A 24,109-nucleotide genomic window follows, 5' to 3' on the forward strand; every position below is an offset into this window, starting at 1 on the left:
TCTCTACTCCCTATCCTTGTTTTCTTTTCTTAATCGCTGTACTAAATATATGTATTCAAAAACCCTCTTGTCATCATGAATCAGCTTTTTCCGCATTATTGTTTCCATTAATATTTGTGCAAGCTTATTTTCATCATGTCTTATAAGACCTTTTTTAATTTTTATCATATCACATTCTATATATTTTGTACTTAATTTTTCCTTGTCTTCATGATTCAGTGTTACGAAGGTTGAACCCTTTTGTAGATATTTTTCTTTTATACTCTCTTTTTCTTCTGTAAGACCCTTATTTACAATAGTATAATCAATTGACACACCCTCACAATGACGCATTATTGCTCTTATATGATCTTGAACGCTAAAGTTATCACTTTCTCCATGTTGAGTCATTATGTTGGCTATATAAAACTTTAGTGCCTTAGTGCTTTTTATTGCTTCCTTTATATCTTCTACCATAAGATTTGGGATAATACTTGTATATAAACTTCCTGGCCCTAATATAACTGCATCTGCATCTGATATAGCATCAATTGCCTCTTTTACTCCCTTAGCATTCCTAGGTTCTATAAACACTTCTTCTATAGGTGAATTTCTTTTTACACTTTCCTTAGGAATAGAAGATTCCCCTCTTATTGTATCTCCATTCTTAAGTTTTGCATATAACTCTACATTTTCAAGAGTAACTGGTAAAACTTCACCAGTTACTGCTAAAACATCACTAGTCTTTTTTATAGCTTCTAAAAAATTGTCTGAAATTCCATTCATAGCAGCTAAAAATAGATTCCCAAAACTCTGATTTTCTAGACTTCCATCTTTAAATCTATATCTAAATAATTGTTCCATTAATGGTTCTGTATCTGCTAATGATATTATACAGTTACGTATATCCCCTGGTGGTAACATTCCAAGATCTTGTCTTAGCACACCAGAACCACCACCATCATCAGCTACAGTTACTACAGCTGTAATATTGGAAGTATATTTTTTAAGACCACTAAGCATATTAGAAAGTCCTGTTCCCCCACCAATAACAACAATCTTTGGACCCTTTACCAACATACTCTTTTCAAAAAACTCATCATTTGAATTTTTTTGCTCCGCTGAAAAATTTAATGCTTCAAATCTAATTATTGCCATAACCTGTTTTGTATACTTCTTTAAGCTAGTATAGGTTAATATCCCCCCCAAAACTAGCACACAAAATAGTATAGACTTTGTAGACATTCCATAGGGCTCTCTTATAAATTCAATTATAGCATAGGAAACTAAAAACACACCTAGTAGCATTTGGAATATCCACCTTTTGATTCCTATTCCAGGGGTTAACCACTCCCTATGCTTCATCTCTTTCCAGCTCCTCTATTTACATCCTCGTTTATATCTCTATGGTCTATTGTTACATTATTTCCATAATGATTTAAGATCTCATAAATTTTATTTGCAATAGCTACAGAACGATGTCTTCCGCCTGTGCATCCAATAGCAACAATAAGTTGTCTTTTACCTTCTATTTTATAGTTAGGAATTAAAAATTTAACCATGTCTATAAATCTATAAAGGAATTCCTTTGTTTCTGACTTAGATAAAACATACTCCTTTACTGGTTTATCAAGACCAGAAAAAGGCTTAAGCTCAGCTATATAATAAGGATTTGGAATAAACCTTACATCCATGACTAGATCTGCATCAAGTGGAATACCATACTTAAATCCAAAGGACATAACATTAATAAGTAGCGGTGTTTCTATTTGTCCTTCATCACCGTATGCCATAGTTATTTCTTCATTTAATTCCTTATTGGTAAGTTTTGAAGTATTTATTATCTTATCTGCTCGCTCTCTTATGCCCTTAAGTTTCTTCTTCTCAATACTTATGCCATTAATAATTCTTCCATCTGGTGCAAGTGGATGTTTTCGCCTTGACTCCTTGTACCTCTTTACTAATGTTTCTTCAGTAGCTTCGAGATATAATACTTCGTATAAATATCCTTCTTTATCTAGTGTAATTAAACTCCCTAATAAATCATCAAAGAACTTTCTTCCTCTAATATCAACTACTATAGCTATCTTCTCAATTTTCCCCTCAGTTTTAAAACAAACGTCAGCAAACTTTGTTATAAGTGTTGGCGGTAAATTGTCAACGCAATAAAATCCTAGATCTTCAAGACATCTTATCGCCTGAGTTTTTCCCGCTCCAGACATACCTGTAACTATTAAAAACTTCATACTAACACACCTCTTTCATAGCTATAATTTATATCTTAAACTAAGTATTAATTATATCAATTATTACTTATTTATATTATAACCAAAAATCAACTAGATTCAAAGGTTAACTTACACCTTAGCCCTATAAGTATTTGTATCATACAAACCTAATCACGTATTAAAGGGATAGAAATTTCTCTCTACCCCTTAATATATTAAACTTATTTTACTTTAATGAATCAATCAATTCTTTAAATTTAGGTAATGCATTTTCGATGGTTTTATACCCTACACAATAAGTAATCCTAATGTATCCTGGACATGCAAAAGCGGTTCCAGGTACAATTAAAATATTGTATTTTTTAGCCATATTGCAAAATTCAATATCATCCTCAATAGGTGACTTAACGAATAAGTAGAAAGCTCCCTGAGGCTTTATACACTGATATCCAAAGGAAACAAGTCCTTTGTAAAGTAACTCACGATTCTTGTTGTAAGTATCAATATCAACCTTATCATCTAAGCATCTAGCAATTACGCGTTGAAAAAGTGATGGTGCATTAACAAATCCCAAAATACGAGTAGCCACATTTGCAGCAGCAATTATATTCTCAAAATCAGCAGCTTCACTTGGAATCACCAAGTATCCAATTCTTTCACCTGGTAGTGAAAGGGACTTACTATATGAATATCCAACAATTGTGTTTTCATAATACTTTGTTAGATATGGAACATCTACATCATCATATGCAAGTTCTCTATATGGCTCGTCACTAATTAAATAAATATCAGTTCCAAACTCCTGTTGTTTTTCTCTCAAAATACTTGCAAGCTTTATTATTGTATCCTCTGAATAAACAACCCCCGTTGGATTGTTTGGTGAATTAACAATAACAGCCTTTGTTTTAGACGTAATTTTACTTCTGAACTCATCCAAATTAGGTTGAAAATCATTGGTATTTGGAGATACCACAACTAATTTTCCATCATAATTAGCAGCATAGCTTCTATATTCACCAAAATATGGAGCAAAAGCTATTACCTCTTCTTGTGGATTAAGAAGAGTCTTAAAAATAACATTTAATCCACCAGCTGCACCAACTGTCATTAGTATATTCTTTTGCGTAAAATCTGTATTAAATCTTTTATTAATAGAATTGGCAATTTCATAACGAACATCATCATATCCTGAGTTGTTCATATAGCCATGTACCATAGTGTTTGATTCATTGCTTAAAATGTCAACAATCGCTTTCTTAACAGTACTAGGTGCTTCAACATTAGGATTCCCTAAGCTAAAATCATAAACATTTTCCGCACCATATATTCCCGAAAGCCTTTTCCCCTCTTCAAACATAGCTCTAATCAATGAGCTACTATTCACATATCCAATCATTTTTTCTGCAATCATATCCCTATCCCCCTATTTAGTTTTAGATAGAACTATCTTCTCCCACTATTCTGACCTCAGTGTGTAGTTCTACTTTATATTTCTCATAAACGCTGGTTCTTACATACTCAATAAGGTCTAATATATCCTTTGCAGTCGCATTCCCTTTGTTTATGATGAAACCTGAATGTTTTTCAGATACCTGCGCATCCCCTATACTGGCACCCTTTAGTCCTGAATCTTGAATTAGTTTGCCAGCAAAATATCCTTCTGGTCTTTTAAATGTACTTCCTGCTGAAGCATATTCTAAAGGTTGCTTGCTATGTCTCAGCTGTGCTAGTTCATCCATTCTAGTTTTAATAGACTTCTCATCCCCATAAGAAAGCCTAGTTCTAGTTTCAAGAACTATATATCCATATTTTAAAATCGCACTACTTCTATAGCCAAACTCTAACTGGGTTTTATTTAGCTCTCTAATCTCTCCATCCCTATCCATAACTACAGCACTTTCAACCACCTTTGACATATCACCATCATATGCGCCTGCATTCATAGCTGTAGCACCACCAATTGAACCTGGTATTCCCGATGCAAACTCTAATCCTGTTAAACTATTTTTAAGGGCATAATCAGCTACAGTATATAGCTTAGCTCCACACTGTGCAGTCACTAATTCATCTTCTACTACAACTTTGTTTAAATGTCCTAGTTTTATAACTACGCCTCTAATTCCTCCATCCCTTACTATGAGGTTTGACCCATTTCCTAATATAAAATAATCCACATGATTTTTTTTACATGTACAAATTATATCTCTAACCATTTTATAGTTAGATGGATAAACTAATAGGTCTGCTGATCCTCCAACTTTAAAAGAAGTATGTTTCTTCATTGGTTCTTCTACCTTAGCATTTTCACTACCTACAATATCTGATATATTTCTTATAAAACTATTCATTAATTTCATTGGTATACCCCTTGTTATATTATTATACATTAAGTATAGAATAACTATCACATACTTATCAACAGTTATCCCACATTTTTATTCTTAAGTTCACTAATTATATATTAACTTAAATACAGTGTCATTTTATAAAAGGTTTTAATAAATTTACTTATTTTTAGAAAAATACTCCATTACACTTTCACTTGATTTATTATCCATTGATGGCGTTGATACTAACTCTTCATAAGTAGCCTTCTTTATATTCTCAATGCTACCAAATTTCTTTAATAATTCTCTTCTTCTTTTTTCACCAATTTTAGGTATCTCATCTAATATAGAGTACAGTGTTCGTTTATCTCTTAAAGTTCTATGATAGGTAATTGCAAACCTATGTACCTCATCTTGAATTCTTGTTGCAAGTAGTATAGATTTAGAGGATGGATTTAGAATTATCTCCTTATTATTATAAATAAGACCTCTAGTCCTATGCTTATCATCCTTTACCATACCACACACAGGTATATTTATGTTTAGTTCCTTTAACACTTCAATAGCTATATTAATTTGCCCTTTACCACCATCCATCATAATTAAATCTGGGAAAACAGAAAATTTTCCAGCAGTAAAATTCATATCATGGTTATTTATCTTCTTTACTTCTTCTAATCCATGAGTAAACCTTCTAGTTAATATCTCTCTCATAGAGCCATAATCATCTGCACCCTCTATGGTATTTATCTTAAACCTTCTGTAATCACTATTTTTAGCTACTCCATCTTGAAATACTACCATGGTTCCTACTGAATCCATGCCCATAAGATTTGATATATCATAGGCTTCAATTCTACTTGGTATATCTTCTAAATCAAGTGCATCCTGAATTTCAGAAAGAGCTATATTATTAAGTTCTTTATCAACCTTATGTTTTAACTTAAACATTTCAAGAGCATGACTAGCATTCTTTTCAACCATATCTAAAGTTTTCTTCTTTTCTCCCTTTTGAGGAATTTTTATAATGACTTTATGGCCTTTTTTTATAGAAAGCCACTGCTCTAAAATTTCTATTTCATCACAATAACTCACATATATAGTCCTTGGTATAAATGCTGTTCCTCCATAAAAATTTTTTATAAACTCCTCCATAACATATACTGGTTCTTCTCCTCCAGTGTTATCAAGAATAAAATGCTCTCTTCCAACAATCTTTCCATCTCTTAAAAAGAATATTTGAATACAACTATCCTTTTCATCTTGAGAAATTGATATAAAATCTTCATTTTCAAAATTATTACTAATTATTTTCTGTTTTTGATTTATTTTTTCAATGGCTATAAGCTTATCTCTTAAATATGCAGCTTTTTCAAAATCTAAAGTTTCTGCTGCTTCTTCCATTTCCGTCTTAAGCTGACTAGTAATCTTTACATCTTTTCCTGTAAGTAAATCTATTACACTATCAATGATCTTACCATATTCATCTTTAGATATTAGTCCTTCACAAGGTCCCTTACATAAATTTATATGGTAATTAAGGCATGTTCTAGTTTTAGGACCATCCTCTTTTACTATTCTTCTACATGTTCTTATTGGAAATACTTTTTTAATAAGCTCATATATCATATGAACTGCACTTCCATCAGTATATGGGCCAAAATATCTAGAAGAGTCATTGCTATAATTCCTAGTAACTATAACTCTTGGAAACTCCTCATTTGTAATTTTTATAAAAGGAAAGTACTTATCATCTTTTAATAAGATATTATATCTAGGACTATATTTTTTAATTAGATTACATTCTAAAATTAAAGCTTCTATCTCTGAATCTGTAACTATATACTCAAACTCACTTATATTTTTAACCATAGCTCTAACTTTTTCACTATGGTTTTTAGAATTTTGAAAGTACTGTCTAACTCTATTTTTAAGACTTTTAGCCTTCCCTACATATATTACTTCTCTTAACGAATTTCTCATTAAATAAACTCCAGGACTATCTGGAAGATTTTTAAGCTGATACTGAAAGTCAAACATTAAATCACCTCATATCCAAAAGTTCTCTACATTCATTAACTCTTCTTAAATAAAAGCTATAATAATAATTTAATCCTATTTATTGAAATAAGCCTTCATAAGCTCTTTAGCCATTCCACTTGCATTAAAACTATCATTTCCACCATCTTCAGCTATTATTGCAAATGCAATTTCAGGATTCTCATAGCCTGCAAATCCTATAAACCATGTATGAGGATCTTTGTCACCAGCATCATGATCTGCTGTTCCAGTTTTACCTGAAATTTGAACTTCCCCTAATCCAGCAGCAGTTCCTGTACCTTCATTTACAACTGCCTTCATATACTCCTTTAATATAGCTGCATTCTCAGGGTTTGTAACTATTGCCGCTTCCTTAGGTTCGTAGCTTTTAACAACTTTACCTTCTTTATTTATAATTTGCTTTACTACATTAGGCTCCATCATAACTCCATTGTTTGCTATAGTACTAGCAACTAATGCCATCTCAATTGGACTTGCTAATACTCCACTTTGACCAATTCCACTTTGAGCGATATTTCCACTTTCATCACTCTTATACTCTGGGAAAATACTATTATCAATAGTAAGCGTTCTAGATGGAATATCTTTATTAAATAAAAACTTTTCTGAAGTTTCCTTTAATGTAGAATTCCCAAGTTCCATAGCTAATGTACCAAAAACTACATTACTTGATTTCAAAAATGCTGTTCTAAGTCCAATATTTCCATATATATTGCCTTTATAATTCTCTAGATATTCAGTTTCATTAAAGCTGATTCGTCCCTCATCATTAAATGTTCTATCAAGGACCCCTTCACTATTTTCTAAAGCACTTAATGCTGTAATAACCTTAAATGTAGATCCCGGTGGATATAATCCTGATACTGCCCTATTTAAGAAAGGTGTATTTTCATCCTGTGATAATGCATCAAAATCATCTTGTATGGTATTCGCATCAAAGCCTGGCTTTGATACCATAGCTAGTACTTCACCAGTTTGAGGATTTAATGCTACCACCGACCCCTTTCTATTTCCCAAGACTTCATAAGCTCTTTGTTGTAACGCTGAGTTTAGTGTAGTAACTACATGATTTCCTACTCTATTTTCATCTTTTTTATTAGAAAAAACATCTTTTATTGTATTTACTGATTGACCTGAAAGCTCTTTATCAAACTTTTTTTCTATTCCACTTGAACCATATTTAACATCATTATATCCAATAACATGAGAAAATGCTATTCCCCCAACATATTGTCTAGTTTGCGAAAACTCCCCTGTCTTTTCTCCTGCAGTTAGGGCATTCATATCTCTGTCATATATTGTTCCCCTTAAAACTCTATTTTTTTCTGCTTCAGTTCTTTTATTATATACACTATCAAGGGCTGCTTCATTTTTAAATAAAGTGTTATAGCTTATGTATGATATTAACCCTAGGAATAGTAATAGAAATACAACCATTACATTTTTTATATTTTTCTGTAAGTTATTCATAACTATTACTCTCCTCCGATATTTTTTGTATTATACCTAAAGCAAAATAGCTTATAAGCATAGAACTTCCTCCATAGCTAACAAATGGAAGAGTTATTCCAGTAAGTGGTATAGCACCTGTTACTCCTCCTATAATTACTAAAGTTTGTGATACTATCATAGTACTATATCCAACGGCCAAAAGTCTTGAAAATTTATCCTTTGTATATAGCGCAGCTCTTATACATCTATAGAATAGTAAGAAGTTAAGTATTATCACTGCAAATCCTATAAGTAATCCTAATTCCTCACATATTGCTGCAAATATAAAATCTGACTCTACAACAGGAATATATCCAGGATATCCATTTCCAAGTCCAACTCCAACAAATCCACCATTAGCAATAGCTATCAATGATTGTACAAGTTGTAGGCCTTCATCATATCCATATTTCCATGGATCTTGCCATATCATTACTCTAACCCTTACGTGGCTAAATAAAAAGTATCCTACAGTTCCTCCAATTAAAAATAATAAAAGAGCTATAATTACATACTTTTTATTCGAAGTTGCTATATAAAGCATAGTAAGTGCTATTGCAAAGAAAAGCAATGCTGATCCTAAGTCTGTTTGTGCAAGCATAAATAATAATGACACCATTACTATTATCGCTGGTTCTATTAAACTTATATATTTATAGGAACTTTTCTTCTTCATTCCTATCTTGCTTCCAATTTTAATCCAAAATTCAGAAGGTTTCTCATAGTCCTTTAATGCTGAAGCTAAATAGGCTACTAAAGTTATCTTACCAAACTCTGAGGGTTGAAATGCAAATCCAAAAAGTGTTACCCAGTTTTTAGCTCCAAATTGTTCTTCTGCTAAAAATGTTCCCATAGCCATAAATACAATAGTAACTACTAAATATACATATTTGTACTTACTAAATCTCTTTAAGTCCGGAAGTATTACAACTATTAAAATAAAAATTGTCATTCCTAATGCGAAGAATATAATCTGCTTAGCTGTTAAAAAGCTTCTTGTACCTTCTGCTAAATAACTTCCCCCTGACATAGGTAAGTCAAGTCTATATATCATGGCAATACCTATTACAGCTAGTATGTTGGAAAATAACAATATGAATTTATCTCCATCTGGATAAAACCTTCTTATTATAAAATGAGAATAACATAATAAACCACATATTATTGCACCTATAATTAATGCACCTTTATCAATGGTTGGAGTTAAAATTGCCACATTAAAAAATAATATCATCACAAGTAGATAAGTGTATCTAAGAACTCGTTTTTCTTGCTTTATCGTGTTCATATTTTCATCCTTCCATTAATTATATTAATTTAAAAGTAGCTGTTCCTACTTTTATTACATCTCCTGGTTTTAGCATGACTGTATTTCTAACTTTAACATTATTTACTTGAGTTCCATTTGTACTCTCTAAGTCTTCCAGGATATATTCATTATTTCTTTTATATATTCTCACATGATGTGAAGATACATACTTATCATCTAAAACAACAGTGTTATCATTTTTTCTTCCCATTGTTAGGTTATCTACTATTGGTAAAATCCCACCGTTTTTTAAATTAAGATTTTCCCCTGCTGATAATACCTCTAACCCATAAGTTGCTCTTTTTACATTATTACGTTTTTTCCCTATTGATTTAGTATCTGTATACATTATTTTAAGGGCATAAATTATAATAAAATAAACTATAGCTATTATTCCTAAACTTAATATGAATTTTAAAATATTCATAAACAAAACTCCTTTATATATATAACATAACTAGCATTAACCTTAGTATAATGCTAGTCACGAATAATTATATCATTTTTTTTAGATACTGTCCTGTATATGATTTAGAACATCTTATTATTTCTTTAGGATTACCTTTAACAAGAATGGTTCCACCTTTGTCGCCACCCTCTGGACCTAAATCAACAACATAATCTGAGCATTTTATAACATCTAAGTTATGCTCAATTACTACCACAGTGTTTCCACCATCTACAAGTCTTTGAAGTATCTTTATAAGTTTACTAACATCATCTATATGCAAACCAGTAGTTGGTTCATCTAAGATATATAATGTCTTTCCTGTACTTCTCTTTGAAAGTTCATATGCAAGCTTTATTCTTTGAGCTTCTCCACCTGATAATGTAGTTGAAGGTTGACCAAGTCTTATATATGAAAGTCCTACATCCATAAGAGTTTGTAATTTATTATTAATACGTGGTATGTTTTCAAAAAACTTAAGTCCTTCTTCCACTGTCATATCCAACACATCATGAATGCTCTTTCCTTTATATTTAACTTCTAATGTTTCTCTATTATATCTTTTGCTCTTGCAAACCTCACACTCTACGTATACATCTGATAAAAACTGCATTTCTATTTTTATTATTCCATCACCCTTGCAAGCTTCGCATCTTCCGCCCTTAACATTAAAGCTAAATCTGCCTTGCTTATATCCTCTACTCTTAGCTTCCGGAACCATAGAGAAAAGTTCTCTTATTATATCGAAAACCCCTGTATAAGTTGCTGGATTACTTCTTGGAGTTCTACCAATTGGGCTTTGATCAATATTTATAATCTTATCAATTTGTTCTGCACCAATTATACCATCATGTTTCCCAGGTAGTTTTTTAGAATTATTTATTTTTCTATTTAGTGCTTTATATAAAACTTGATTTATTAAGGTACTTTTTCCTGAACCTGAAACTCCTGTTATTGACGTAAATAATCCTAGAGGTATATCTACAGTAACATTCTTTAAGTTATTTTCTTTAGCACCCTTAATAGTTATAATTCTATTAATATCCATAACTCTATATTTTTTAGGAGGATCTATAGTTTTCTTTCCACTTAAATATTGACCTGTAATAGAGTTTTTACACTTCATAACCTGCTTTATTGTACCTGCTGCTACAATTTCTCCACCATGTTCACCTGCTCCTGGTCCTATATCTACAAGATAATCTGAAGCTCTCATAGTATCCTCATCATGCTCAACAACAACTAATGTATTACCAATATCTCTAAGATGCTTTAATGTTTTTATAAGCTTCTCATTATCCCTTTGATGAAGACCAATGCTAGGCTCATCTAAAATATATAGAACACCCATTAAACTAGAACCTATTTGAGTTGCAAGTCTTATTCTTTGAGCTTCTCCCCCTGATAAGGTGCCTGCTGCTCTACTTAAGTTAAGGTAACTAAGACCTACATCTTTTAAGAAATTTAATCTACTTATTACCTCTTTTAATACTTGTGCCGCTATTATCTCATTTTTCTCTGATAATTTCAAATTACTTATAAAGTCAATTTCTTCTACTATAGACATGTTAGAAAACTCACTTATATTCTTCCCACCTACGGTAACTGATAGTGCCTCCTTTGATAACCTCCTCCCCCTACACTTAGGACATGGATTATCACTCATGTACTCTTCTACTTCTCTCTTTATATAATCAGATGTAGTTTCAACATATCTTCTCTTTAAATTATTTATTATACCCTCATAAGCATAATTATAAATTCCGGTTTGGAATTCCTTTGTATATTCAATACTAAGCTTTTCCCCTTCAGTACCATAAAGAATTGACTTTAAATTTTCTTCTGATAGCTGATTTATTGGTGTATCTAAAGTAAATCCACCTTTTTTACCAAGGGCTTCTAATATAGCACGTGTCCAAGAATCTTCTTTAAGACTTCCATCACCAAGAGTTAAGATTGCACCATCTAATATAGACTTATTCTTATCTGGAATAATTAAATCTTCATCTATTTCCATTAAAGTTCCAAGACCATCACATGTGTCACACTTTCCAAAGGGTGAGTTGAATGAAAACATTCTAGGCTCAATTTCACCAATGCTTATTCCACAATCAACACATGAAAATTTTTCACTTAAAAGTATATCCTCTCCATCTATTACGTTTAATATTGCAAGACCTTCTCCAAGTTTTAATGCTGACTCTAATGAATCTGAAATTCTTGATTCTACACCTGCTTTTATCACTATTCTATCTATTACTATTTCAATTGTATGCTTTTTATTCTTCTCTAGTTTAACACTTTCCTCTTCCAAGTCTATAAGTTCGTCATCAATACGAGCTCTAACATATCCATTCTTTTTTATATTCTCAAGAATTTTTACATGTTCACCTTTTTTACCTGTAATTATAGGTGCTAGAATTTGAATCTTAGTTCTTTCTGGAAGGGACATAGCCTGATCTACCATCTGATCTACAGTTTGCTGTGTTATCTCTTTACCACACTTTGGGCAATGAGGAACTCCAACCTTTGCATATAATAGCCTTAAATAATCATAAATTTCAGTGACAGTTCCCACTGTAGAACGTGGATTTCTGCTAGTAGTTTTTTGATCAATAGATATAGCTGGTGATAATCCCTCTATGTACTCCACATCCGGTTTATTCATCTGCCCTAAGAATTGCCTTGCATAGGCAGAAAGAGACTCAACATATCTTCTTTGACCTTCAGCATAAAGCGTATCAAAGGCTAAAGAAGACTTACCAGACCCTGAAAGTCCAGTAAATACAACAAACTTATCTCTCGGTATTTCTAAATCTACATTTTTAAGGTTATGCACCTTTGCACCCTTTATTAAAATACTATTTCTCATAGGATTCTCCTTTACACATCAAAATCTCTTTTCATACGCTCTATCTCATCTCTTAAAGTGGCAGCTCTTTCAAATTGTAAATCTTTTGCAGCCGCTTTCATTTCTTTCTCAAGCTTCGCCATATGCTTAGCTATTTCCTTTTTATCTAGAAATAAATCTGTAGACTCACTATTATAGGTTGCAGTTTCTTCAGCCACAGTAGAAATTTCTAATCCTTCTCTGATTTCCTTAATAATCGTCTTTGGAACTATTCCATGCTCCTCATTATACTGAACTTGAAGCTTTCTTCTTCTATTAGTTTCATTTATAGTTTTCTCCATAGAATTAGTGATATTGTCAGCGTACATTATAACCTTACTCTGTGAATTTCTAGCTGCCCTTCCTACTGTTTGAATTAACGAAGTTTCACTTCTCAAAAAACCTTCCTTATCAGCATCTAAAATCGCAACTAAAGCTACTTCTGGAATATCCAAACCTTCTCTTAAAAGGTTTATTCCAACCAACACATCAAACTTGCCCTGACGAAGTTCCTTTAAAATCTTAATTCTCTCCAATGTATCTATGTCAGAATGAAGGTAGGTAGTTTTTATACCAAGGTCTTTAAAATACTTAGTTAAATCCTCTGCCATCTTCTTTGTAAGGGTGGTAACTAAAGTTCTAAAGCCCCGCTCTGCAGTTTTAATAATTTCAGCATATAAGTCATCTACTTGCCCCTTTATTGGCCTTATTATAATATCAGGATCTAGAAGACCTGTAGGTCTTATTATCTGCTCTGCAATATTCTCTGAATGTTCCTTTTCATAAAGTGCTGGTGTTGCACTAACAAATAAAACTTGATTTAATTTTTCTTCAAATTCTTGAAATTGAAGGGGTCTATTGTCATAGGCTGATGGAAGTCTAAATCCATACTCAACTAAATTAGTCTTTCTTGACCTATCTCCACCATACATAGCCTTAATCTGTGGAAGCGTAACATGACTTTCATCTACAAAGAATAAGAAATCTTGAGGAAAATAATCTATAAGAGTCTGCGGTGGTGTACCCTTTGCTCTTCCATCTAATATCCTTGAATAGTTTTCTATTCCAGTACAATATCCAACCTCTCTCATCATTTCAATATCGAAATTTGTTCTTTGCTTTAATCTTTGAGCCTCTAACAGCTTATCTTCTTGTTTTAATTCCTCTAATCTCACATCTAATTCAAATTCGATTTGAGCTATAGCCTTTTCAAGATTTTCTCTAGATGTAGCAAAGTGAGATGCTGGGAATATAGATACATGTTTTCTTCCACTAATTATGTTTCCAGTTAAAACGTCAAACTCTCTTATTCTATCTATTTCATCGCCAAAAAACTCCACTTTTATTCCCTTATTTGTGGATGAAGCTGGAAATATATCTAATACATCCCCTCTAACCCTAAAGGTTCCTCTCACAAAGTTAATATCATTTCTCTCATACTGTATTTCTACCAGCTGATTTATAACTTTATTTCTATCCTTAGTCATACCTTCCCTTAAAGATACTGTAAGATTTTTATAGTCTTCCGGATTACCAAGTCCATATATACAAGATACAGAGGCTACTACTATTACATCACGCCTCTCTATTAAAGCTGATGTAGCTGAGTGGCGTAGTTTTTCTATTTCTTCATTTATAGATGAATCCTTTTCTATATATGTATCAGTTTGTGCCATATATGCTTCTGGCTGATAGTAATCATAATAAGATACAAAATACTCTACTGCATTCTCTGGAAAAAATTCTTTAAACTCAGAACATAGTTGAGCTGCTAAAGTCTTATTATGTGCCAGTATTAATGTTGGTCTTTGTACTCGCTCAATAATATTAGCCATTGTAAAAGTTTTTCCTGACCCTGTAACTCCTAAAAGAGTTTGATACTTTTTATCCTCAAGTATACCATTTACAATACTATCTATAGCTTTAGGCTGATCCCCGGTTGGTTTAAATTTTGAGTGAATTTTAAACTGTCCCATAATGTATTCACCTCATATTTATTTTTTACTCTTCTTTATTATTGTTATCTTTCTTTTCTTTAATCTTCTTTAATACTTCTGCAAAGCTAGTTCCTTGTGGTTTTGCAATAGTAGCTTGCTTAGGAACCTCCCTAGGTACAATAACCACCCCTAGTCTTTCCTTACTAATGGTGGTTTTTCCTGATAATTCTCTTATATCACCATTTGATCTTCTTATCTTCATATTTATATCTTTTGGCAAATTTTCTAAAATATTAAAAATCACTTCATCCTTATGAAGTTTAGTATCATTTATTTCTAATATTAAATCTCCCATTTTTATTCCCATTTCTTTACCTATTGAGTTTGGTGCAACATCTAAAACACATACACCTTCATCATTACTTACATACTTTGCCTTTCCCTGTTTCTCCACAGTTCTGTCAAAGTAAAGCATATACTCATGAAATACAGGCATTAATACCAATATTACTACATCTAAAAATTCATTTATATTTCCAAGAGAAGATAACATAATAATTAAAACACCATATGCAAATATCAACATCCCTGAAAATACTGGTTTTTGATTTTTATTCTTAGTAAAAGTAACTGCTCCATAGTTAACTCCTGCGAATAAAGGTAATGCTCCAATAAGCATTGTAGCAAATAGTTCTACATTCTTACTGTGATTTATAAGTGGCCACCAATCAGGAGTATTAATACGTCCCCCCATTGATGCATCCACACCAGTAGCCTGTACCATTAGTAATATTATCATAGGCAATATCCACTGTCTTCTATACGCAAATCCACCTATAATCTTTTTATCTCTTGACCCAAATACGGGTATGGCACCTCTCTTACCATCTAAAATTACTAGTAACCCTTCTACTAGATGCATTACTCCTACTACTATCAATAAGTTAGTTATATCCATTTTTAAAATATTTAAACTAGGATTGTCTAAAATCAAAGATAAAAAGTATAACCATATTGAACATAATCCTAAAATCGCTCCAGAATATGAAAAACAAACAAGCTTAGGATTAAAAAACATTAATGCTACTGAAATTATAAATATTAAAAATATATTAGAAGCCTCATAAAAAGCAACTCCTAAATGGGTAAGAATTAAGCTAGCTACCACTCCACCTAATATCCCCATAACTATTTGTGATACAGTAAGTTCAAATGCTGAAAATGAGTTCTTTCCCATAATCAACTTTTCCATTATGGTTGTTTTCTTATTTTTAGTATAAAATACAAATGCCATCATTATTAAAATAAGTGCATAGGATGGCTCCACAATAGCATAAGACACTTGTTGCAATGTATACTTTAAAAGTTCCATTCTTTTTCTCCTTTTCATTATATGAAATCAATAGTCTTATTGGCTATAACTAAAATTAAGTATCCATTATTACAATAGATACTTAATTTTGCTATGCCACATCTACTTTATCTTCAAATTGAATCCTTCTATTGACTCTCTTCTTTATGCTAATTTTTTATTAATTACTTGTATAATTCATTTTATGGATATACACCTTAGGTATATACAAAACTATATATTTTAACTTCTCAATTATTATAATACCCTTAAGTAATATTATTTAATCTTATCTTTTGCTACTTCTAAAGCCTTTTGAAATTGAGGATCTACAGCTCTATCATAACTCTGAGTTTTTAGCTCTTCTGGATACTCCACTTCTATATCTGGATTTATTCCAATTCCATGAATATTTTGTCCGTTAGGTGTATAGTATTTAGAAATTGTAACTTTTAAAGCTGTTCCATCACTAAATCCATCTCTATCTCTATAAAATGTTGTTTGTACAACACCTTTTCCAAAAGTTTTTGTTCCAACTAATGTACCTAATTCATAATCTTTTACTGCTCCAGTAAATATCTCAGAGGCACTGGCACTTCCGCCATCAATTAGTACTGTTAGTGGCAATCCTTCTGCAATCCCACCTACTGAATTATAATCTTTTCTATTTCCATACTTGTCTTCTGTATAAACTATATTTTTATTCTTGCCAATAAATTGTGAACACATATTGACAGTTTGGTCTAATAATCCGCCTGGATTTTCTCTTAAGTCTATTATAAGACTCTTCATTCCAGCAGAATGTAATTCCTTAATTGCATTTTCAAAGTTCTTTGAAGTATGCTCATCAAACATAGTTACCTGAATGTACCCAACCTCATTATCAATCATTTCTTTCTTAACTGTAATCATTTCTATTTCAGCTCTTACTGGCGTTACCTCAAAACTATCTTTACCTTCTCTTGATAATGTAAGTTTTACGGCTTCTCCCTCTTTACCCTTCATCGTTGCAACCGCTTTCTCAAGATCTTTACCTTCTACCTTAGTATCATTAACACTTTCGATTACATCTCCTGAAATTATTCCCACTGACTCAGCTGGTGAATTTTCAAAAACTGCAACAACAACTATCTTGTCATTTTTAACTCCAACCTGTATTCCAAGCCCCACATAATTCCCTTCAGTTTGAGAATAGAAATCTTTAAATTCTTCTTTATTCATATATGTTGTATAAGGGTCTCCCACAGCTTCTACCATACCAGCAGCTGCTCCATCTAAAAGTTTATTAGTATCAATTTCATTTAAATAATACTTATCAAGCTTATCTTTAATCGTGTATAGCTTTTCAAAATCTATCATATTCTCATAAGTACTTCTACTCACTAAAACCTTACCATTTGGAAGGTTAAATGATACATAATTAGCTACGCATAAGGTTATTATATTTGTAATTATTACAATAACCACCACACTAGTTATCAACTTCCACTTACTATTTTTATTTTTCACTTAAATCACCCTCTCAGTGTACTACAGTTATTATTACTTTAAATACCCTATAATAATACTATGTAATTATAACTATTTTATTAATTAATTATATAAAATTAATATATTTATTATGAAACTTCTCTTAACACAAGGTTCTGAGAAGTAACTTCCATTAGCTAAATCAAAGATTTAGAGTGTCAGTTATACACAAATGAGACTAAGAAATAGTTCTTAGTCTCACTGGTTATTTATGATTTAAACTTTCAAGAATTTTCTCATTGATATTATACTTCCAACGGTTCCTATAAATAATCCGCAAAGTAAAAACTCCCAAATGACAACTTTCCATATATAAGAAACTCCAACTAGACTAAATCCAAATAAAGCATCTGTACTTAACTTACTAACAATCACTGCATACCCAAAGTTTAATAATAATATTGATATAAAAGCTCCAATAATTCCAAGAAGTACCCCTTCTATTACAAAAGGCCATCTAATAAACCAATCTGTAGCTCCTACATACTTCATTATTCCTATCTCTCTTTTTCTTGTAAATACTGTGATTTTTATAGTATTTCCAATTAGGAATAATGATACTAATATAAATACAATAAAAGCAACTATTGCTGCTGTTTTTATTTTATTTGTAAGATTAGATATTTTAGCAATTAATTCTCTTTCATCTTTAACTTTCTCAATACCTTTCATATCTTTAACATTACTAACAACTTTGTCTACCACACTTGGCTCTGTAACATTTACTGTTAAAGATGCTGGAAATGGGTTTTTATCTTCGAATCCAGCAGATAATTGACCTGATTGATCATCTAATTGCCCTTTAACATTTTCTAATGCATCCTCTTTACTTTGAAATGTAACTGTATTTATTCCTTCTACTTGTTTTATCTTGTTTTCTATGGCACTTTTATCAGTGTCACTTACATCATCTTTTAAATAAATTCTAACTTCAACCATAGATCCAAGTTGAGTTACTGCTTTATCAACATTTGCAACAGTTAATGTTATAACTCCTAGTATAAAAAGTGTAGCGGTTACTGTTGCTATAGATGCTATACTTAAAGTTTTATTTCTTGTAATACTTTTAAATGCTTCTTTAAATGAATATTTAAGAGAATCAAATTTCATAACCGTATTTACCCCTTTCTTCATCTCTCGCAATAACACCTTTTTCTATAGCTATAACTCTTTTTTTCATAGAGTTAACTATATCTCTCGCATGGGTTGCCATTACAATTGTAGTTCCAGCTCTACTAATATCACTTAGAATATCCATTATCTCTAAAGAAGTTTCTGGGTCTAAGTTTCCTGTAGGTTCATCTGCAATTAAAAGAGATGGACTATTAACTATAGCTCTTGCTATAGATACTCTCTGCTGCTCTCCGCCTGAAAGTTCAGTTGGAAAAGCATCTCTTTTTTTAGATAAGCTTACCATTGATAATACAGCGGGAACTTTTTTTTGTATATCTTTTTCACTAGCACCTATTACTCTAAGTGCGAAGGCTACATTTTCAAATACGTTTAGGGTTTGTATTAATCTAAAATCTTGAAAAACAACTCCTATTTTCCTTCTATAATATGGTACTTCACTTCTTGTTAATTTTGTTAAATCTGACCCTGCTACTACAACTGAACCAGCTGTTGGATCAACCTCTTTTAACAACATTTTTATGAAAGTAGATTTTCCAGCGCCACTTGGTCCTACTAGAAAAACAAACTCACCTTGGTCAATATGTACATTTAAGTTAGATAATGCTAGTACATTATTATTATAAACCTTAGTAACATTTTTAAAATCTATCATACTCATTAACTCTCCTCATTTTTTACTTTATCTGTGTATATTATAACATAAAAGTTTATAATGCAAGTCATTAAGACGTTAAAAAACATTAAAAACTCAGCTTTCCTTTAAAGAAGTATGGAAATACATGAAAACATTCCCATACTTCTTTTGTATTTATAGCTATAAAAATACTCTATGCACCACTATGTCAAATACTAAAAAGTACGTTATTAAAAATGCAGAAGTACAAAAAATAGTACCTACTAAACCAAATTCATTTAAATATTTCTTCCAAGTTCTTTGATAACTTAAAGGTCTCAGCATCACTGTAGGTCTTAAAAACCCTAAAGCACATATAAACAACCCAAAGCATGAGAACATAATTCCTATATTTCTTATTCCAATAAGAATTTGTATAACATCTAAAGGCTGATTCTGTATTAGCAAATAGCCTATATTAAAAACTATACCTAACACTAGAGGTATAATAACTATTTTCAAAGATAACTTAAGGCAATAAACTACATCATGTATATATGATTGAATTTTTTGCTTCATATACAATTCCTCTCCCTACAAATAGATTTTTATAAATTATATCATAACTTGTCTGAAAAATCACTATATTATAATTAATACTATGCCTCTTCCGACTATCTATCTTCTCTTTTAATCATATTCTTACATAATAAAAAGAGGATTTAACCCTCATGCTAAATCCTCTTTTTATATAATTAAATTTATGATCTTATATCTAATATAATAACTGTATTTTAAATTATATTTCAATATTATTTTATGCTTATTCCGCTTTTTACAGCTTTAACTATTTCTTCTGAAGTTAACCCATATGCCTTTAATAATTCTGCTGGTTTTCCACTTTCTCCGAAGGTATCTTTTATACCTACTCTTGAAACCATTACTGGACAATTAGTTGTAACCACTTCTGCTACAGCAGATCCAAGTCCACCTATGATACTATGCTCCTCAGCTGTTATTATAAGTTTTGTATCTCTTGCAGCCTTTATTATTAACTCTTCATCTATAGGTTTTATGGTGTGAATATTTATAACTCTTACCTTTATGCCTTCTTCAGCAAGAACATTGTAAGCCTCTAAAGCTGCTTCCACCATAACTCCCGTAGCTATTATCGTAGCGTCTTTTCCATCTCTTAAAGTAACGCCTTTTCCAATCTCAAACTTATAGTTTTCATTATCATTAATCGTAGATACCGCACTTCTTCCAAGTCTTACATAGCAAGGTCCTTGATATTCAGCTACAGCTTTTACCGCTGCTTCTGCCTCTATTCCATCACTAGGACTTATTACTACCATATTAGGAATACTTCTCATAAGGGAAATATCTTCTACAGATTGGTGAGATGCACCATCTTCTCCTACTGTTATACCTGCATGAGTTGCACATATCTTTACATTTAGTTTAGGATAACAAATTGAGTTTCTTATTTGTTCAAAAGCTCTTCCTGCTGCAAATATAGCAAATGTAGATGCAAATGGAATCTTACCACAAGATGCCATACCCGCTGCAACAGACATCATATTTCCTTCTGCAATTCCCATGTTAATAAATCTTTCTGGGCAAACAGCTTTAAAATCTGCTGTTTTAGTAGATTTTGATAAATCCGCATCCAGAACTACAATATTCTCATTTTCTTTTCCAAGGCTAGCTAATGCTTTTCCATAAGCCTCTCTCGTAGCAACTTTTTTCATTATTCTTCGCCTCCAATCTCTCTTAATGCCAGGTCACATTGTTCCTTGTTTGGAGCTGATCCATGCCATCCTGCTTGATTTTCCATAAATGATACACCTTTTCCTTTAATAGTTTTGCAAACTATCATAGTAGGTTTATCTTTTACCTTCTTACCTGACTCTATAGCATTCTTTATCTCTACTAAATCATGACCATTTTCAACAAAAATCACATTCCATCCAAAGGCTACAAACTTATCTGCTATTGGATTAGGATTCATAACATTTTCTATATTACCATCAATTTGAAGACCATTATAATCTACAAAAGCAGTTAAATTGTCTAATTTGTAGTGAGCCGCGCACATTGAAGCTTCCCATACTTGACCCTCTTCCAGTTCTCCATCTCCTAAAAGAGCATAAACTCTATATGTACTGTTATCAAGTTTTCCAGCTATAGCCATACCTACCGCTGCTGAAATTCCTTGACCTAAAGAACCCGTTGACATATCCACTCCAGGTATATAGTTCATATTAGGATGACCTTGAAGCATTGCGCCTAGTTTTCTAAGCTTCATAAGCTCTTCCTTATTAAAAAAGCCTTTTTCTGCAAGTGCTGCGTATAATACTGGTGCAGCATGGCCTTTTGATAATACAAACCTATCTCTATTCGGATCTTTTGGTTCTTTAACATTTATATTCATCTCATTAAAATATAAAGTTGTCATTATTTCTACTGCTGATAAAGATCCACCTGGATGACCAGAAGCAGACTCTGTTACCATTTTCACGATATCTCTTCTTAAAACCTTTGTTATCTGTTCTAATGATGCTAACGATTTTTCCATTAATTATCCCTCCCAGTTTTATTTCTAAACTCATTATATCAATTTTTTATTTATTGACAACTATTTATGATAAATTTTCATTTTATTTATATAAAATACCCCAAAATAGCATGTACTATTAAATTATTTTTGATATACAATATAAAAAGGGGTCTCCCCCCCTTTTTTATACATTACTTTCATATATAACTTCAATTAATACCCTTAATATAGATTATAACCCATTTCATATATTTCACTTATTTTCATAGTTTTTATAAATTTAATCCTTGTTTTACTCTCTCTCCATATTCTTTGTCAGCTTTTGTAAAGTTTTCAATGGCTTTTAATTTAATATCTAAGTCTACCTTGTATAAATCATTTGCTAAATTGCTTATCAAATTATCCCTTTCTTTATCCATAATGCTACGATATCTTTCCCCAGCCTGGTCAAAATCATTAGATAAAGGAATTTTCTTTCTCTCGATTTCACCTTCTACCATAACGTTACATGGAATTTTATCCTTTGCCTCCTTAGGTCTATTATCATCTAAGGAATTAGGCTTATAATTGACCTTTCCTGATTTTATTTTATAATCCATCATACCATCTTGATTGTAATTATTAACTGGTACATGAGGCATATTTACTGGTAACTGCTTAAAGTTTGATCCTATCCTATATCTTTGAGTATCACTGTATGCAAATAGTCTTCCTTGAAGCAATTTATCAGGTGATGCCTCAATCCCAGAAATTAAATTTCCAGGACTAAATGCAGCCTGCTCTATTTCTGAGAAGAAATTTTCCGGATTTTCATCTAATGTTAATTTTCCAACTTTCTTAAGTGGAAATAAATCCTCTGGCCAAGTTTTAGTTGCATCTAATGGATCAAAATCGTAATTGCATTCATCATTAATATCCATGAGTTGAACATATAATTCATACTCCACTTTTCTGCCTCTACTTAATGCATTGTAAAGGTCTCTGGTTGCTACATCAGGATCAATCCCAGCTAAAAGTTCAGCTTCATCTCTATCAATAGTTTTAACACCAGCTAATGGTTTCCAATGATACTTAACATATAATCGTTTGCCCTTGCTATTAACCCACATATAAGTATTTACTCCAAATCCTTCTATAGTCCTATAACTCTTTACTGTTCCTCTATCCGAAAATAACCAAGTTATCATATGAGTCGATTCCGGGCTATTAGCTATAAAATCCCAAAACCTATTCTTATCTTGAACATTATTATCTGGAGATGCTTTAAACGCATGAACCATATCTGGAAATTTAATAGCATCTCTTATGAAAAATACTGGCAAATCATTTCCAACTAAGTCATAGTTTCCATCTTCTGTATAGAACTTCACTGCAAACCCTCTAGGATCTCTTAAAGTGTCAGCAGATCCTTTTGATCCTATTACTGTAGAAAATCTAACCAGAACTTGGGTCTTAGAGTCTTTGTCTTGAAGAAACTTTGCCTTTGTATACTCCTTCATAGAATTGTATAGAGTAAAGTACCCCCTAGCTCCAGCACCCTTCGCATGAACAACTCTCTCTGGAATTCTCTCTCTATTAAAATGAGCAAGTTTTTCAATAAGCTCCATATCTTGAAGTAGCACAGGTCCTCTAGGTCCTATGGTTAATGAATTATTATCATCACTTATTGGTACTCCATCGTTTGTTGTTAAGTATTTATCGTAATCATCACTTCTATATTTCATAAAAGCCTCCATGAATTAATCTCATAACATTATATTCTAAACATTGTTGTAAGTTACCATAATTATTAATTCAAATTTAAAAAGGAAGATAACATATTGGTTATCTTCCTTACACTTATATAATTATAATATTTTCATCTATATTTTTAAATCTAAACTTATTTTAAGAGCAATATCAACTTTAATCATATCTTCATCTGTCATATGCCCTATTTTTTCTTTTAATCTTCTTTTATCTAACGTTCTAACTTGTTCTAGCAAAACTACTGAGTCTTTATTCAACCCATATTCCTCTGAGGAAATTTCCACATGTGTGGGAAGTTTTGCCTTATTGATTTGAGAGGTTATTGCTGATACTATAACAGTCGGACTATATCTGTTCCCAACATCATTTTGTATAATGATTACTGGTCTTATTCCACCCTGTTCTGACCCAACTACTGGGCTTAAATCAGCATAAAATATGTCACCCCTCTTTATAATAGTTGTCATTAGGCATTCACTCTCCTAAAGGCTAGCTTCATATT

At 31.7% G+C, this 24,109-nt stretch carries 19 protein-coding genes; all 19 read right to left on the minus strand.

From position 1 onward, the window contains the following. Nucleotides 1-3 precede the first annotated feature (3 nt). The gene (locus tag RSD37_RS04820; RefSeq protein WP_346945568.1) at nucleotides 4-1,344 is read right to left on the minus strand and encodes a gluconeogenesis factor YvcK family protein; all 1,341 of its coding nucleotides are present in this window, start codon (nucleotides 1,342-1,344) and stop codon (nucleotides 4-6) included. Further along, entirely contained in the window at nucleotides 1,341-2,225 is an 885-nt protein-coding gene (gene rapZ / locus RSD37_RS04825; protein WP_346945569.1) for an RNase adapter RapZ, read from the minus strand. Before rapZ ends, RSD37_RS04820 begins: the two co-directional genes overlap by 4 nt. A 208-nt stretch (nucleotides 2,226-2,433) precedes the next feature. After that, entirely contained in the window at nucleotides 2,434-3,618 is a 1,185-nt protein-coding gene (locus RSD37_RS04830) for a pyridoxal phosphate-dependent aminotransferase (protein WP_346945570.1), read from the minus strand. 22 nt (nucleotides 3,619-3,640) lie between these two features. Further along, the gene (gene murB, locus RSD37_RS04835; RefSeq protein WP_346945571.1) at nucleotides 3,641-4,564 is read right to left on the minus strand and encodes a UDP-N-acetylmuramate dehydrogenase; all 924 of its coding nucleotides are present in this window, start codon (nucleotides 4,562-4,564) and stop codon (nucleotides 3,641-3,643) included. 147 nt (nucleotides 4,565-4,711) lie between these two features. After that, a complete protein-coding gene (gene uvrC, locus RSD37_RS04840) occupies nucleotides 4,712-6,574 on the minus strand; it encodes an excinuclease ABC subunit UvrC (RefSeq protein ID WP_346945572.1) in 1,863 nt (620 codons plus the stop codon). Between the two features lie 75 nt (nucleotides 6,575-6,649). Beyond that, complete coding sequence (locus tag RSD37_RS04845; RefSeq protein ID WP_346945573.1) at nucleotides 6,650-8,065, minus strand: penicillin-binding transpeptidase domain-containing protein; 1,416 nt, start codon at nucleotides 8,063-8,065, stop codon at nucleotides 6,650-6,652. Continuing rightward, nucleotides 8,058-9,374 (minus strand): FtsW/RodA/SpoVE family cell cycle protein, encoded by a 1,317-nt coding sequence (locus RSD37_RS04850; RefSeq protein ID WP_346945574.1) that lies wholly within the window; start codon nucleotides 9,372-9,374, stop codon nucleotides 8,058-8,060. Before RSD37_RS04850 ends, RSD37_RS04845 begins: the two co-directional genes overlap by 8 nt. Before the next feature lie 19 nt (nucleotides 9,375-9,393). Next, nucleotides 9,394-9,822, minus strand: a complete 429-nt coding sequence (locus RSD37_RS04855; protein ID WP_346945575.1) for an FHA domain-containing protein — start codon at nucleotides 9,820-9,822, stop codon at nucleotides 9,394-9,396. Between the two features lie 67 nt (nucleotides 9,823-9,889). After that, the gene (gene uvrA, locus RSD37_RS04860; protein WP_346945576.1) at nucleotides 9,890-12,715 is read right to left on the minus strand and encodes an excinuclease ABC subunit UvrA; all 2,826 of its coding nucleotides are present in this window, start codon (nucleotides 12,713-12,715) and stop codon (nucleotides 9,890-9,892) included. An 11-nt stretch (nucleotides 12,716-12,726) separates the two neighbouring features. After that, the gene (gene uvrB / locus RSD37_RS04865) at nucleotides 12,727-14,709 is read right to left on the minus strand and encodes an excinuclease ABC subunit UvrB (RefSeq protein ID WP_346945577.1); all 1,983 of its coding nucleotides are present in this window, start codon (nucleotides 14,707-14,709) and stop codon (nucleotides 12,727-12,729) included. Nucleotides 14,710-14,734: 25 nt separating this feature from the next. Next, nucleotides 14,735-16,042 carry a PDZ domain-containing protein gene (locus tag RSD37_RS04870; RefSeq protein WP_346945578.1) on the minus strand — a complete coding sequence of 436 codons (1,308 nt, stop codon included), beginning with the start codon at nucleotides 16,040-16,042 and terminating at the stop codon, nucleotides 14,735-14,737. A gap of 258 nt (nucleotides 16,043-16,300) precedes the next feature. Continuing rightward, nucleotides 16,301-17,530 (minus strand): S41 family peptidase, encoded by a 1,230-nt coding sequence (locus RSD37_RS04875; RefSeq protein ID WP_346945579.1) that lies wholly within the window; start codon nucleotides 17,528-17,530, stop codon nucleotides 16,301-16,303. A 237-nt stretch (nucleotides 17,531-17,767) separates the two neighbouring features. After that, nucleotides 17,768-18,661, minus strand: a complete 894-nt coding sequence (gene ftsX / locus RSD37_RS04880; RefSeq protein ID WP_346945580.1) for a permease-like cell division protein FtsX — start codon at nucleotides 18,659-18,661, stop codon at nucleotides 17,768-17,770. Further along, nucleotides 18,651-19,337 (minus strand): cell division ATP-binding protein FtsE, encoded by a 687-nt coding sequence (gene ftsE / locus RSD37_RS04885; protein WP_346945591.1) that lies wholly within the window; start codon nucleotides 19,335-19,337, stop codon nucleotides 18,651-18,653. The genes ftsX and ftsE overlap by 11 nt, the downstream gene beginning before the upstream one ends. 162 nt (nucleotides 19,338-19,499) lie before the next feature. Then, the gene (locus tag RSD37_RS04890) at nucleotides 19,500-19,877 is read right to left on the minus strand and encodes a hypothetical protein (protein ID WP_346945581.1); all 378 of its coding nucleotides are present in this window, start codon (nucleotides 19,875-19,877) and stop codon (nucleotides 19,500-19,502) included. A gap of 233 nt (nucleotides 19,878-20,110) precedes the next feature. After that, nucleotides 20,111-21,052 carry a transketolase family protein gene (locus tag RSD37_RS04895; RefSeq protein WP_346945592.1) on the minus strand — a complete coding sequence of 314 codons (942 nt, stop codon included), beginning with the start codon at nucleotides 21,050-21,052 and terminating at the stop codon, nucleotides 20,111-20,113. Further along, the gene (locus tag RSD37_RS04900; RefSeq protein WP_346945582.1) at nucleotides 21,049-21,876 is read right to left on the minus strand and encodes a transketolase; all 828 of its coding nucleotides are present in this window, start codon (nucleotides 21,874-21,876) and stop codon (nucleotides 21,049-21,051) included. The genes RSD37_RS04895 and RSD37_RS04900 overlap by 4 nt, the downstream gene beginning before the upstream one ends. A 254-nt stretch (nucleotides 21,877-22,130) precedes the next feature. Further along, nucleotides 22,131-23,582: a catalase gene (locus RSD37_RS04905; protein WP_346945583.1), complete on the minus strand. Its 1,452-nt coding sequence runs from the start codon at nucleotides 23,580-23,582 to the stop codon at nucleotides 22,131-22,133. A gap of 138 nt (nucleotides 23,583-23,720) precedes the next feature. Then, nucleotides 23,721-24,074: a type II toxin-antitoxin system PemK/MazF family toxin gene (locus tag RSD37_RS04910; RefSeq protein ID WP_346945584.1), complete on the minus strand. Its 354-nt coding sequence runs from the start codon at nucleotides 24,072-24,074 to the stop codon at nucleotides 23,721-23,723. Nucleotides 24,075-24,109: the final 35 nt, after the last annotated feature.

This window comes from Clostridium sp., assembly GCF_036646415.1.
Taxonomy (GTDB): Bacteria; Bacillota; Clostridia; order Clostridiales; family Clostridiaceae; genus Clostridium_J.